The organism is Streptomyces sp. NPDC056738, from assembly GCF_042790435.1.
Classification (GTDB): Bacteria; Actinomycetota; Actinomycetes; order Streptomycetales; family Streptomycetaceae; genus Streptomyces.
Genome location: NZ_JBHTZF010000018.1, coordinates 94,797 through 108,209, shown reverse-complemented (window position 1 = coordinate 108,209; position 13,413 = coordinate 94,797). Strand labels below are relative to the sequence as shown.

General features: G+C 72.9%; 12 protein-coding genes. 5 read left to right on the top strand and 7 right to left on the bottom strand.

The features are described from left to right. Positions 1-44 precede the first annotated feature (44 nt). From ACFRIC_RS35895 to ACFRIC_RS35885, 3 genes are all read right to left on the bottom strand, one after another. Positions 45-1,832 carry a M4 family metallopeptidase gene (locus tag ACFRIC_RS35895; RefSeq protein WP_382795027.1) on the bottom strand — a complete coding sequence of 596 codons (1,788 nt, stop codon included), beginning with the start codon at positions 1,830-1,832 and terminating at the stop codon, positions 45-47. Positions 1,833-2,415: 583 nt separating this feature from the next. Then, complete coding sequence (locus ACFRIC_RS35890) at positions 2,416-3,513, bottom strand: polyprenyl synthetase family protein (RefSeq protein ID WP_382795024.1); 1,098 nt, start codon at positions 3,511-3,513, stop codon at positions 2,416-2,418. Then, positions 3,513-4,565: a tetratricopeptide repeat protein gene (locus tag ACFRIC_RS35885; RefSeq protein WP_382795021.1), complete on the bottom strand. Its 1,053-nt coding sequence runs from the start codon at positions 4,563-4,565 to the stop codon at positions 3,513-3,515. Before ACFRIC_RS35885 ends, ACFRIC_RS35890 begins: the two co-directional genes overlap by 1 nt. Before the next feature lie 342 nt (positions 4,566-4,907). Between ACFRIC_RS35885 and ACFRIC_RS35880 the strand changes: the two genes are divergently transcribed. Then, a complete protein-coding gene (locus ACFRIC_RS35880; RefSeq protein ID WP_382795118.1) occupies positions 4,908-5,789 on the top strand; it encodes an aminoglycoside phosphotransferase family protein in 882 nt (293 codons plus the stop codon). Positions 5,790-5,807: 18 nt separating this feature from the next. On the opposite strand, the gene ACFRIC_RS35875 is transcribed toward ACFRIC_RS35880, so the two are convergent. Continuing rightward, positions 5,808-6,647, bottom strand: coding sequence for a helix-turn-helix transcriptional regulator (locus tag ACFRIC_RS35875; RefSeq protein WP_382795018.1), 840 nt, complete (start codon positions 6,645-6,647; stop codon positions 5,808-5,810). Positions 6,648-6,749: 102 nt separating this feature from the next. Here ACFRIC_RS35875 and ACFRIC_RS35870 point away from each other — a divergent pair, with 102 nt between their 5' ends. Together ACFRIC_RS35870 and ACFRIC_RS35865 are read left to right on the top strand one after the other, a co-directional pair. Continuing rightward, positions 6,750-7,457, top strand: coding sequence for an SDR family oxidoreductase (locus ACFRIC_RS35870; RefSeq protein WP_382795015.1), 708 nt, complete (start codon positions 6,750-6,752; stop codon positions 7,455-7,457). A 58-nt stretch (positions 7,458-7,515) separates the two neighbouring features. Next, positions 7,516-8,142: an alpha-ketoglutarate-dependent dioxygenase AlkB gene (locus tag ACFRIC_RS35865; protein ID WP_382795012.1), complete on the top strand. Its 627-nt coding sequence runs from the start codon at positions 7,516-7,518 to the stop codon at positions 8,140-8,142. Between the two features lie 237 nt (positions 8,143-8,379). On the opposite strand, the gene ACFRIC_RS35860 is transcribed toward ACFRIC_RS35865, so the two are convergent. From ACFRIC_RS35860 to ACFRIC_RS35850, 3 genes are all read right to left on the bottom strand, one after another. Then, positions 8,380-9,009: a TetR family transcriptional regulator gene (locus tag ACFRIC_RS35860; RefSeq protein WP_382795116.1), complete on the bottom strand. Its 630-nt coding sequence runs from the start codon at positions 9,007-9,009 to the stop codon at positions 8,380-8,382. Further along, on the bottom strand, positions 9,006-10,472 hold the full coding sequence (locus ACFRIC_RS35855) for an MFS transporter (protein ID WP_382795008.1): 1,467 nt from the start codon (positions 10,470-10,472) through the stop codon (positions 9,006-9,008). The genes ACFRIC_RS35860 and ACFRIC_RS35855 overlap by 4 nt, the downstream gene beginning before the upstream one ends. 82 nt (positions 10,473-10,554) lie before the next feature. After that, positions 10,555-11,757, bottom strand: coding sequence for an FAD-dependent monooxygenase (locus ACFRIC_RS35850; RefSeq protein WP_382795005.1), 1,203 nt, complete (start codon positions 11,755-11,757; stop codon positions 10,555-10,557). 337 nt (positions 11,758-12,094) lie between these two features. Between ACFRIC_RS35850 and ACFRIC_RS35845 the strand changes: the two genes are divergently transcribed. Next, positions 12,095-12,499 carry a tyrosinase cofactor gene (locus ACFRIC_RS35845; RefSeq protein ID WP_382795003.1) on the top strand — a complete coding sequence of 135 codons (405 nt, stop codon included), beginning with the start codon at positions 12,095-12,097 and terminating at the stop codon, positions 12,497-12,499. Positions 12,500-12,532: 33 nt separating this feature from the next. Further along, the gene (locus ACFRIC_RS35840; protein WP_382795000.1) at positions 12,533-13,357 is read left to right on the top strand and encodes a tyrosinase family protein; all 825 of its coding nucleotides are present in this window, start codon (positions 12,533-12,535) and stop codon (positions 13,355-13,357) included. Positions 13,358-13,413 lie beyond the last annotated feature (56 nt).

Below are 13,413 nucleotides of genomic sequence, written 5' to 3'. Positions count from 1 at the left end.
GGCCGGTCGGCGGGGCCCCTCGGTTCGTCTGCCGGAGCCGGTCGTCAGTGCCGGGCGGCCGGGGTGTTGGCGGCCGTGACGTTGACGGCGGCCCAGGCCTTGCCCACCGCCTTGTACTCGGCGCTGTTCGCGCCGTACATGTCGGCGGCGGCCTTCAGCGTGGCCTTGCGCGCGTCGTGGAAGTCGGTCGTGGAGACCATGTACCGGGTGAGAGCGCGGTAGAAGACGGCGGTGGCCTTGGTGCGGCCGATCCCGGTCACCCGGGAACCGTCGTACGTCGGCGAGTCGTACGTCACGCCGTTGATCGTCTTGCGGCCGCTGCCCTCGGCGAGCAGGTAGAACGCGTGCGAGGAGACGCCGGAGCCGGCGTGCACCTCGGTGTCGTACACGGCGGGCGACCAGTAGTCGATCGACTCCTCGAGGACGTCGAGGGACGGGTGGTCGAGGCGGCGCAGGAACTTCTGGGCGAGTCCCAGCTTCTCCCCCATCAGGTAGTTCGGGGGGTTCTTCGGGTTGTTCGCCGAGAACTCGACGTTCGTGCCGAAGATGTCGGCGAGCGACTCGTTGAGGGCGCCCGCCTCGCCGTACTGGTTGCCGTCGTCGTCGACCCGGGTGGGTTCGAGGGCGGCGGTCGCGTCGACGACTCCGTGGCTCAGCTCGTGGCCGGTCACGTCGAGGACGACGAGCGGCTTCTTGAACACGCGGCCGTCGCCGTCGCCGTACGCCATGCAGCCGCAGTACGAGTCCCAGAAGGCGTTGCCGAGCTTGTTGCCGTAGTGGACCATTCCCCGGGCGCCGGCGCTGTTGTTCTTGATGCCCTTGCGGCCGAAGGTCTTCTTGTAGAAGTCCAGGGTCTGGGTGATGCCGTACTGGGCGTCGACGGCGACGGTGGTCCGGGCCGAGGTGGTGCCGTCGCCCCACTTGTTGTCGCCGTCGGTGAACGCCTTGCCCCGCGCGAAGGACTCCAGTTCCTGGCCCCTGGCGTCCCGGGTCTCGGTGTTCCACCGGGTCGGGTCCTTCAGGACGTAGCTGGTCCGCGCGGTGCGGGTGGTGGTCAGGGAGACCTTGCCCGCGAACAGGGAGGAACCGCTCCCCGTGGCCGTGGCCGGGTAGTGGCCCGCCGCGGCGATGCCCGTGAGGCCGGACAGCCCGGCGGTGGCACCCGCCGCGACACCGGTCTGCGGGCTCGCGCTCTCGCCGCGCTCGCGCAGCGTGGCCGCCAGGGAGGGCGAGATGAACTCGTCCGTGTTCGGGGTGTTGCTGCGGATCTCGCCGGTACGGGCGTCCACGACGACCGTGCTCGATCCGCCGGTCTGCGTCGTGTCGCTGTCCGAGACGATCACCTGGTAGGCGAGGGCGGCGGCGCCGTCGCGGGCGTCCACGACGAGATGGGCGGTGTCCGCGTCGCCCTTCGCGACGGCCTCGGCCTTCCGTGCCGCCTGCTCGGGCGTCAGTTCCGCCTCGACGGTGGACGGCTTCACCACGTGGTCGGCGGCCCGGGTCACGCCCAGGTACTCGCCCCGCGCGCCGAGGTGGACGACCAGGTCGCCGCCGAGCAGCGGAAGGCCCTGGTGGGTGCGGACGAAGCGGACGTGCCGCTTTCCGTCCGGGTCGGTCATCACGTCCTTGGCCTGAAGGGTGTCGCCGCGGGTGACACCGGTGGCCGAGGCGTGCGCGAACGCGGCCGCCCTGGCGGTGGCCACGGGCGACGAGGCCGAAGCCGCCGCGACGGCGGGCCCGTTCGGCGCGGCGGCGAAGGCGGGACCGGGGAGCGTGGCGGCCGTCGTCACGGCGACGGCGATCGCCACGCGGCGTATGTGGGGTCTACGCACTGAGTTCCTTCGTACAGGGGCGGCCGAACACCAACCGCCCTACGGCGCGGCGCCGTTGCGCGCCGCGGGGGCTGCCCGCTCCCGACCGGACAGATGTGCGGGGGAATGCGGGGGTTGCCCGCGCGGGCCGATCAACGTCCGCATGTGACCGATGTCGCACGCGTCCTGGCCCGGAGCGGACGGAACGGGCGTGCGGACGGGAGGGCCGAATCCCGGCCGGGGGCCGGGCGGTGAGACCCAGGCTCGGGCGGGACCGGGATCCGAGGTCGGACCGATGCCCTGGGCGGAACCGCAGCCCGAGGGCGGACCAGTGGGCCGGGTGGAAGCGAGGGCGGAGCTGAACCGACGGCCGGGTGGACCAGTGGCCGGGCAGAACCGACGGCCCGGTGGCGCCGACGGCCCGGTGGGATCGGCGGCCCGGTGGCACCGAGGGATGGGCGGAGCACTGGGCCGGGCAGAACCGAGGGCCCGGTGGCACCGACGGCCCGGTGGGAGCGACGGGCCAGGCGGATCCGGCGGTCGGGACAGGGGCGGCGGTCGGGACGGGGGCGGCGGTCGGGACGGGGGCGGGGCCGGCGACGGCTCAGACCCTGCGGTCGGCGAGCGCGGACAGCAGGGTGCGGAGTTCCGCCGCGGGCCCCTGGGCGAGCGGCAGTCCGGCGAGGAGCGCGTCCGCCGCGGCGAGCCGGCGGCGCGCCGCGCGCACCGCGGCCGCGCGGCCCCCGGCCCGCTCGACGAGGGCCGTCGCACGGCGGACTCCGGACGCGTCCAGGGAGTCCGGGGCCGAGAGGAGGTCGTCGAGTTCGCCGTACCCGGCTCCGCCGAGCGCCGCGAGCACGGGCAGCGTCTTCTTCCCCTGCCGCAGATCGCTGTGCACCGGCTTGCCGGTGACCGAGGGATCACCCCAGATGCCGAGGACGTCGTCGGCGATCTGGAACGCGACGCCGAGATGGCGTCCGGCGCGGTCCAGGACGGTCACGGTCCCGTCCGGTGCTCCGGCCAGCCGGGCGCCGAGCGCCAGGGCGCAGCCGAGCAGGGCACCGGTCTTGCGCTCCGCCATCACCTCGTACTCCCCCACCCCGACCGCCCCGGGTCCGGTCCAGGGCCGGTCGGCGAACAGCAGGTCGTCGGCCTGGCCACGCACCAGGTCGCCGAGCGCGGTGGTCAACTGCCTTACGGCGGAACCGGCTTGGGGAGTGAGAGCCATGGTCTCGACGGCCAGGGCGAACAGCGCGTCACCCGCGAGGACGGCGGGGCCGGTGCCGTACGCCTTCCACACCGCCGGGCGGCCACGGCGCAGCGCGTCACCGTCCATGATGTCGTCGTGGAGCAGCGAGAAGACGTGCACGAGCTCCACCGCGACGGCCGCAGGCACACCGGCGCCGGCCGGTCCGGAGACGGTTTCCGCCCCGAGGACAGCCAGCGCCTGTCGTACCCCTTTGCCCTGGTCATGGTCGGCGGGGGCGCCGCCGACCTCGCAGCGGCCCAGCGCGTACCGGGCCATCTCCGCCACCCAGGGGTGCAAGGTGCCGATCGCCTCCCCCAGCGCGGGGGCGACGAGTTCACGGCAGCGGCTCAGCACCTGAGCGGCGGCGGGCGGCGACGAGGGGTGCGGGGCCGCCGGGGCGGGCGCGCCGGCCGGCGCAGGGGCGGGCACCAGGTGGAGGGCCGGGGTCGTCATCACGCGGCCTCCGTCTCGCCGGTCCCGGCCGTCAATCCGAGCTCTGTCCGGGCTTGTTCGACCATCCGATGGGCGTGCCGCAGCCCGATGCCCTCCAGGGTCACGGCCAACTCGTCGAGTTCGGCGGCGGTTTCGGCCCGGTCGCGGCCGAGACGGGCGAGGGACTTGACCAGCCCGAGGCGGGACAGGGCGGTGCCGCGCGGCTCGCCCATCGTCTCGAACTCCGCGAGCGCGCCCGCGTACACGTCGCGGGCCTGCTCGTAACGCCCGGCCCGGTAGAGGACGTTGCCGCGCATCTTGTGGTTGTAGGCGAGCGCACCGGACAGCTTCATCGCACGGCAGGAGACCTCGGCCTCGCCGAGCAGACCGAGCGCGCGGTCGGTCTCCCCGTCCCGCACGGAGACGATGTCCGCGAGTCCCCGCAGCGCCCAGGCGTGGCCCCGCCGGTCCTCGGCTCCGGCGGCTATCGCGGCCGCCTCCTCGAACATCGCGTAAGCGGTGTCGTACGAGCCGGTGTTGCGGTGGATCTGGGCGATGCCCTCCAGGGCCCACACGGTGTGCCGGGCCTCGCCGCGCTTGCGGGCCTCGGCCAGCAACTGCTCGTGCAGCTCGGTCACGGCCGCGTAGTCGCCCTGGATGCGGCCGGTCTCCGCCATTCCGGCCAGCGAGTAGCCGCGCACCACGACATCCCCCGCCCGGCCGCCGAGTTCCGCGGCCAGCCGCAGCAGCCGCCACGCGAGCGGGAACGCCCCGCGCTGGCGGGCCAGGGTGCCACCGCTCCACAGCGCCCACGCCATCGCAGCGCCGTCCCCGGCCTCCCGCGCGGTGCGGTAACTCGCCTTCCACGCCCGCTCGGCGTCCGCCACCTGCCCGAGCCGGCGGTGCGCCTCGGCGACCGCGAGGCCCGACCGGGCGGCCTCCGCGCGAGCGCCGGCCCGTTCGGCGGCGCGCAGTTGCTCGGTGCCCGCCGCGAGGACGTCGGTCAGCGAGGAGTTCACCGACAGGGTGGTCAGGGCGCCCTGGTACTCCGGGGCGAAGGCTTTGCCGTACATGAGTGCCTTTCCGTCCGCCACCGTCCGTCCCGTCTCGGGCCCGGCCCGATGGCGCTGCTGTTGTCGACTCGTTCAAGGCGGTGACGTGCGGCGATCCAGCTATACACGTGGCGTATACACGGCATGTATACGCAAGGGGTATAGTGCGCCCGGTTTCCGCCCGTGAAGTGACCTTCAGGAGGGACCGCTTGCCACGCGCCCGTTGCCGATCAAGACGGCGATCGCGTCGGGAAGGTTGCCTGGCGGCGTCAAAACGCGTTGCACGGCGGTCCGGATGGCTCACAGGATGGCGACGAGCAGCGCTTCTCCGAGGAAAGCAGGCCCCTTTTGCCCACAGCGCCGATGCACGCCGACGAGACCCGGATCGGTGCCGCGCTCGTACGGCGTCTGCTGGCCGGACAGTTCCCGCGGTGGGCCCGACTGCCCCTGAAACCCGTGCGGTCGGCCGGCACCGTCAACGCCCTCTACCGTCTCGGCGACGACATGGCCGTGCGCCTCCCGCGCGTGCCGGGCGGCGCCGACGACGCCGTCAAGGAGCACGCCTGGCTCCCGCGGCTCGCGCCGATGCTCCCGTTCCCGGTCCCCGAGATCCTCGGCCTCGGCACCCCGACCGCCGACTACCCGTGGCACTGGTCCGTGCTGCGCTGGCTCGACGGCGACACCCCGGCACCCGACGCCCTGACCGACCCGCATCAACTGGGCGTCGATCTGGGGGCGTTCGTCACCGCTCTGCGCGGGATCGAGCTGCCCGGCGGGCCGGGCGCCTACCGGGGCACCCCGCTGACGGCGGTGGACGCCGAGACACGCTCGGCGATCGACGACCTCCACGGCCACATCGATACCGGGGCCGCGACGGCGGCGTGGGAGGAGGCGCTGGCGGCACCCGCCTGGACGGGCCCGCCGCGCTGGCTGCACTCGGACCTGATGCCGATGAACCTCCTGGTCCGCGGGGGCCGCCTCGCCGCCGTCCTCGACTTCGGCACCTTCGGCACCGGTGATCCGGCCTGCGACTTCATCCCGGCCTGGAACCTCCTGCCCGCCGCGGCGCGGCCCGCCTTCCGGGACGCGGCCGGCGCCGACGACCCCGGCTGGGCGCGCGGCCGTGGCTGGGCCCTGTCCATGGCACTCGTCCAACTCCCGTACTACCGCCACACGAACCCGGTGATCGCGGGCAACGCCGCGCACGTGATCCGCGAAGTACTGGCCGAGCACCGGGGGTCGTAGCCACGGGGCATCGGCGGATCACTCGACGAGGGCCTGCGTCCCGAGAACGCCGAGGAGGGCGACACGTTCGGCGTCCTCCGTCCCGGGCTCGGCGGTGTAGACCATGATCCTCAGGTCGCTGCCCGCGACGCTCAGCACATCGCAGTCCAGCGTCACGGCGCCGACCTGGGGGTGGTCGACGGTCTTGCGGGACGCGTCGTGGCGGGCGACGGCCCCGGACTCCCACAGTTCCGCGAAGCGCACGCTGTTCTCGCACAGTTCCTCGATCAACTGCCCCAGACGCCGGTCCGTCGGGTACCGGCTCGCCGTGGCGCGCAGGTCGGCGACGAGCGTCGCCTCGAAGGCGCGCCGCTCGCGCGGGGTGTGCCGCACCCGGCTGCCCGGCCCGACGAAGTTGCGCCACACACCGTTGCGTTCATTGCCGCTCCACCCGGAGGGGTCACCGAGGAGGGCCGCGTACAGCGGGTTGGCCAGCAGCAGGGTCCAGGCCGCGTCGTACACCGCCACGGGCGTCCCGCTCAGCCGGTCGAGCATCCGGTGGACGCCCGGGGTGATGTGGGCAGGCACCATGCCTCGTCCCGGCGGCACCAGTCCGGCCACCTGGAAGAGGTGCTCGCGTTCGGCCCCGGACAGGCGCAGCGCCCGGCCCAGCGCCTCGACGACCTGCTCCGAGGGATGAGCCGCCCGCCCCTGCTCGAGACGCGTGACGTAGTCGACCGAGATGCCGGCGAGCAGGGCCAGCTCCTCGCGACGCAGGCCGGCCGCGCGCCGGTTGCCGCCTCCGGGCAGGCCGACGGCCTCCGGCGTGACGCGGTCACGCCAGCGTCGTACCGTACGCCCGAACTCCGTGTTCGCCATGCCACCCACTGTGCACCCACCCGGCCGAACGCGCCTGGTACCGCCGGTCCCAGGAAGACCGGACTCCTGGCTGTCGGCCCCGATCCGCCGGAGGGTGGACGCATGACCACAACACTCATCACCGGAGCGAACAAGGGCCTCGGCTACGAGACGGCCCGCCGGCTCGTCGCGGAGGGCCACACCGTCTACCTGGGCAGCCGGGACCCGGAACGCGGACGGCGCGCGGCCGCCGAGCTCGGGGCGCGCCCGGTCGTCATCGACGTCACCGACGACGCGTCCGTGGCGGCCGCCGCCAAGACCGTCGAGGCCGAGGGCGGGCTGGACGTCCTGATCAACAACGCGGGCATCGAGGGGCGCGGCGCGGGGAACAGCGTGATCGGCGCGGCGGAGGTGACCGCCGACATGATGCGCGAGCTGTTCGAGACGAACGTCTTCGGTGTCGTCCGGGTCCTCCACGCCTTCCTGCCCCTGCTCGGGCGTTCGGCCTCCCCGGTCGTCGTCAATCTCAGCAGCGGCCTGGCCTCGCTGGCCCGGATCACCGACCCCGGCGGCCCGGCCCACGCCTACCCCGGTGTCGCCTATCCCGCGTCCAAGACCGCCGTCAACACCATCACCGTGCAGTACGCGAAGGCGTTCCCCGGGATCCGCGTCAACGCCGTGGAGCCGGGCTTCACCGCGACCGACCTCAACGGCAACACGGGGTTCCAGACCGTGGAGGAGGGCGCCGAGATCATCGTGCGCATGGCGCTGATCGGCCCGGACGGACCGACCGGCGGCTTCTTCGACGCGTCGGGCCCCGTCCCCTGGTGACCACGGACACCCAGCCGGACAATGGAACATCCATTCGATTACGGAGTACGCTGGCCTCATGGCCACGCATCTCCAGGGCTCGCTCTTCGACCAGACCGACAAACTCCGCCTCGGCCCGCTGGACGGGCTGCGGCGCACCACGCTGGGCGCGGGGGCCTGGATCGACCTGCTGCCCGGCTGGCTGAGCGGGGCCGACGAGCTCTTCGGCCACCTCGCCGCCGAGGTCTCCTGGCGGGCCGAACGGCGCCAGATGTACGAGCAGGTGGTGGACGTGCCCCGGCTGCTCGCGTACTTCCGCGCGGACGATCCGCTGCCGCACCCGGTCCTGGACGAGGCCCGGGACGCGCTCTCGGCGCACTACGCCGGGGAACTGGGCGAGGCGTTCACCACGGCGGGCCTCTGCTACTACCGGGACGGCCGGGACAGCGTGGCCTGGCACGGGGACAGGATCGGGCGGGGCGCCCGCGAGGACACGATGGTCGCCATCGTGTCCGTGGGCGCCCCGCGGGATCTCCTGCTGCGGCCGCGGGGCGGCGGGGAGACGGTCCGGCGCCCGCTCGGCCACGGCGACCTCATCGTGATGGGCGGCTCCTGCCAGCGCACCTGGGAGCACGCGATCCCCAAGACGGCGCGCGCAGCGGGGCCCCGGATCAGCGTGCAGTTCCGCCCGGACGGGGTGAACTGAGCGGCGCGGCCGCCGCCACGCCCCGCGGGTGAACCGGGCCGGGCGGCCCTTCCCGCAGTCCCACCGGACGCGCCGGAATCACCGGACCAGCCAAACCTGCCAGACCCGCCGAACTCACCAGACCGCCGGAGCCGCCGGAGCCCACCGAACCTGCCGGACCCGGACCCACCGAACTCACCGAACCGCCGGACTCACCAGACCAGCCGGACCCGCCGGACTCCCGCCGGACCCGCCGGCTCACGGCGCGAGCTGTGCCTGCACGGCGGGCGCGTACCGGTCGACGATGGCGTCGACCGAGGTGGCGCGCAGGTGCGAGCCCCGCGCGATCCCGTACATCACCCCGAGGCCGAGCAGTGTGCTCACGGCGAGCTCGGCGCGCAGGCCCGCGTCCCGCCCGCTCAGCCGCCCGGCGAGGCGTTCGCTGACCTGGGCGCGGAAGTTGGCCCGGAGTATCTCGCCCTGCTCCCCCTGGAGCGGGGCGAAGACGATCCGCAGGACGGGGTCGGCGCCGCGCTGGGTCTGGCCTTCCAGCACATGGCGGACCATGTGCCGGCCCAGCTCCTCCAGCGGGGCGTCCAGCAGGGCGTCGGCGTCGGACTCGAAGGACATGACCCGGGCGAACAGCGCGTCCTTGTTGCCGAAGTACTTGAGGATCAGCGGCGCGCTCACCCCGGCCCGGTCGGCGACCGCCTTGAGCGTGATGTCCGCGTGCGCGTGGCGCGCCAGCAGATACCGGGCCGCCCGCAGGATCGCCGCCTTGCTGGCCTCGGCGTCACGGCGGGGAGCGGGGGCGTCCGGCCGCTCCCCGGGCTCGGGGGCGGACGGGGACGCCGTGAGACCGGAGTGCGGGGTGGTCACGGTGCTCAGGCTCCTTCGAGTGCCTCGTCGCGGGACGCGCCGGTACGGCGGCCGGTTCGCGGGGTCTCGCGGGAGGCGGGGTCGGTGGGTATCGACAGCGCGGCGGCACAGGCCACCAGTGCGACGGTACCCGCCATGGCGAAGGCCAGCAGATAGCCGTGCAGGGTCGGCACCGGGGCGCCCGCGACGAGACTCGTGTGGTGGACGAGCACGGCGGCCACGGCGGCACTGCACACGGCCTGCCCGATGGTGCGCATCAGGACGTTGACGCCGTTGGCGGACGCGGTCTGCCCGGCGGGCACGGCGCGCAGGATCAGGGTGGGCAGGGCGGAGTAGGCGAAGGTCGTGCCGATCGAGCAGACCGTGGCACCCAGGATGATCGCCCACAGGTCGCGGCTGTCGGCGATCCGCAGGACGTAGCCGGAGGCGATGATCGCCGTGCCGAGGGCCAGGGTGATCCGGGGACCGCGGGCCGCCGATATGCGCGCCGAGACGGGCGACAGGAACAGCATCGTCACGCCGCCGGGCAGCAGACACAGACCGGTCGCCACGATCGAGAGGCCGAGTCCGTAACCGGTGGCCGTGGGCGCCTGCACGAGCTGCGCCGTGACCAGCGAGTTGCCGTAGAAGGAGAAGCCGGTCAGCAGGGCCGCGATGTGCGGCAGCGCGACGCGCGGCCGGGCGGCCAGTTTCAGGTCGACGAGGGGGCGTTCGGCGCGGAGCTGCTGGCGCCACCACAGCGCGAGGATCGCCGCGCAGCCGGCGAACAGGGCGAGGATCCTGGGGCTGGTCCAGCCCCAGGTGCCGCCCTGGGACACGGCGAGCAGCAGACACACCAGCCCGGCGGCCAGGCCCAAGGCGCCCACGGTGTCGAAGCGGCCCGGCTCGCGCACGGGCGACTCGCGCACCGCCCACCAGGCCAGTGCCGTCCCGAAGGCGCCGAGCGCGGTCGTCGCCCAGAACATGACGTGCCAGTTGGCGTACTGCACCACGAGAGCGGCCAGCGGCAGGCCGAGGGCGGCGCCGATGCCGACGGTGGAGCTCATCAGCGCGACGGCGGAGCCCGTGCGCTCCGGCGGCAGTTCGTCGCGCAGGATGCTGATCGACAGCGGCACGACGGCGGCGGCCGCGCCCTGCAGCGCCCGCGCCACGATCAGGACACCGATGTCCGAGGTGAGCGCGCACATCAGCGAGCCGACCGTCATCATCCCGAGGGCCATGAGCAGCACGCGCCGCTTGCCGTACATGTCGCCCGCGCGGCCGAGGACCGGGGTCAGCACCGCTCCGGCGAGCAGGGTCGCGGTCACCATCCAGGAGACCGCTCCCGCCGAGGCGCCGGTCAGCCGGGGCAGGTCGGGCAGCAGCGGGACGACGACCGTCTGCATGACGGCCATGAGGATCCCGCCGAACGCCAGGACAGGGATCGCGAGCCGCTCGCGCAGGGCCGCCATCGGCACTCCAGAAGTAGGCATGGAAAAGCGAGGTGAATGACAATTCACCTTACCGGTGAATTGTCATTCACCCCAAGTGGGATCCCCTTCTGGACGACAGGCCCTAGCGCTGCGCGCGGGCCTGCACGCCGCGGGCGACCCGGGGTCCGAGCCAGCGCTTGAAGCGGCGCAGCGCCTCCAGGCGGCCGGCCGCGCGGTCGATCCGGTAGTAGAGCTGGGGCGGGACGTACGGGAGCAGCGGCGAGTGCCGCTGCCCGAGCAGGGCGAACATCTGCGCCGGGGGAAGGCCGATGTAGCGCGGCAGGTTTTCGTACCACTGTGCGCTGTGGCGGGCCGCGCTCTGCACGGACAGGAGTTCGGACCTGCGCTCGCGTCCGTAGCGGGTGAGGGCGGTCTCGAGGTCCGCGTGCTCGCGCAGCGCTCGGGCCAGGGAGATGGCGTCCTCCAGGGCGAGGGTGGTGCCGGCGCCGATCGAGTAGTGCGTGGTGTGGGCGGCGTCGCCGAGGAGGACGAGATTGCCCCGGTGCCAGGTCCGGTTGGTCAGGGTGCGGAAGGTGAGCCACCGGGCCGCGCCGTCGGACCGCTCGCGGCCCATCAGCCGGTGCCCGTCCAGCAGGTCCGCGAAGAGCTTCTCCAGCAGCGCGAGACCCTCGGCCTCGCCGGCGCCGTCGAGCCCGAGGCCGGTCCAGGTCTCCGGGGAGCACTCGATGACCAGGGTGCTCCGGTCGTCGCCGAAGCGGTACGCGTAGCACCAGATCCAGCCGTGGTCACTCTCCACGAAGGAGAAGGTGAAGGCGTCGAAGACCTTCGTCGTGCCGAGCCAGATGTAGTGGTTGCGCCCGTGGCTGATCTCGCTGCCGAAGTGGCCGGCGTGACGCTCGCGCAGCGCGCTGTTGACCCCGTCCCCGGCGACGACGAGATCGGCTTCGGGCAGTTCGTCGGGCGCGATCTCGCTCTCGTACTCGACGCGGACCCCCAGGGAGCGGGCCCGCTCCGCGAGCAGGTCGAGCATCCGGCGGCGGCCGATGCCGAATCCCTCGTCCCCCGGAGCCACGGTCGTGCGGGCGCCGACATGGGCGACGCCGTCGCTCCAGCTCACCGAGTTCTCGCTGACGGCGAGCGCGGACGCCGGGTCGCCCTCGCGCAGTTTGTCGAGCAGACCCGCCCAGTAGGTCACACCCCAGCCGTACGTCGATCCGGCCGGGTTCTTCTCGTGGACGGTGATGTCATGGGACGGGTCCTGGAGCTTCATCAGGATCGAGAAGTACAGGCTTGCGGGTCCGCCACCGACGCACGCGATCTTCACGCGCACTCCCCTATGTTGCACAATGCGGTCGATTGGTCACGAAGCGTAGCAGGGGCATGACGCCCGCACTTCGCGCCAGATCGCGGGCGTGAGCCGCGCCACGGACGGACGGCCGCGACCGCAAGATCATCGACGCGAGCCCCTTCCGCCGGAGGATTTCCGTCGGCGGGTATGCCGCGGGCACTCCGGACAGCAAGATCATCTTTGTTCAACTCTGTATGACATATCCATGATTGTCCGGATCGCAGCCAACCGACATTCGGCGATTTCTCCCGTTGTTTGACGACCCGATAGGCATATCGGGTCATCGACACCGCAGATCACAGGAGGTCTCCGCATGCCGGAGCTCACTCGCCGCCGCGCCCTCGGCGCCGCCGCCGCACTCGCCGCGGGCGCGGGCGCCCAGGCCCTCGCCGCACCCTCGGCGTCCGCCTCACCGAAAGGCCCCGCCGCCGCACGGGAGTCCATGGGCGAGCACCACCACGGCGGCCCGGAACCCTTCGACGAGGTCTTCCGCGGACGCCGCATACAGGGCCGCCCGGTCACCGGGGGCGGACACCATCACGGCGGCGGCTTCGGCGTGTTCATCGACGGCGTGGAACTGCACGTGATGAGCAACGCCGACGGGAGCTGGATCAGCGTCGTCAGCCACTACGACCCCGTACCCACCCCGCGCGACGCGGCCCGCGCCGCCGTCGTGGAGCTGCAGGGCGCCCCGCTCGTGCCCTTCGCCGCCAACTGAACCACCCCGCAAGCAGATCGTGGAGTCCCGCACATGACCGTACGAAAGAACCAGGCGAGCCTGACCGCCGACGAGAAGCGGCGATTCGTCGACGCGCTGCTGCAGCTCAAGCGCAGCGGCACGTACGACACCTTCGTCACGACGCACAACGCCTTCATCCTCGGTGACACCGACAACGGCGAGCGGACGGGCCACCGTTCACCGTCGTTCCTGCCATGGCACCGCAGATTCCTGCTGGAGTTCGAGCGGGCCCTGCAGGCCGTCGACCCCTCGGTGGCGCTGCCCTACTGGGACTGGAGCACCGACCGCACCACGCGGGCCTCCCTGTGGGCCCCGGACTTCCTCGGCGGCACCGGGCGCAGCCTGGACGGCCGGGTGATGGACGGCCCGTTCGCCGCCTCCGCGGGCAACTGGCCGATCAACGTCCGTGTCGACACCCGCACCTACCTGCGCAGGTCGCTGGGCGCCGGGGTGCGGGAACTGCCCACCCGCGCCGAGGTGGACTCCGTGCTCGCGATGACGACGTACGACATGGCCCCCTGGAACAGCGCCTCGGACGGCTTCCGCAACCACCTCGAAGGCTGGCGGGGCGTCAACCTCCACAACCGGGTGCACGTGTGGGTGGGCGGCCAGATGGGCACCGGCGTATCGCCCAACGATCCGGTGTTCTGGCTCCATCACGCCTTCATAGACAGGCTGTGGGCCCAGTGGCAGCGCCGGCACCCGGGCTCCGGCTATCTCCCGCTCAAGGACACCCCGAACGTCGTCGACCTCGGCGAGACCATGAAGCCGTGGAACGACACCCGGCCGGCCGACCTGCTCGACCACTCCGCGTTCTACACGTTCGACACCGTCTGATCCCGGCCGCGCCCGTGACCGCCGGACCTCCTGGAGGGCCGGCTCGCACGGGCGCG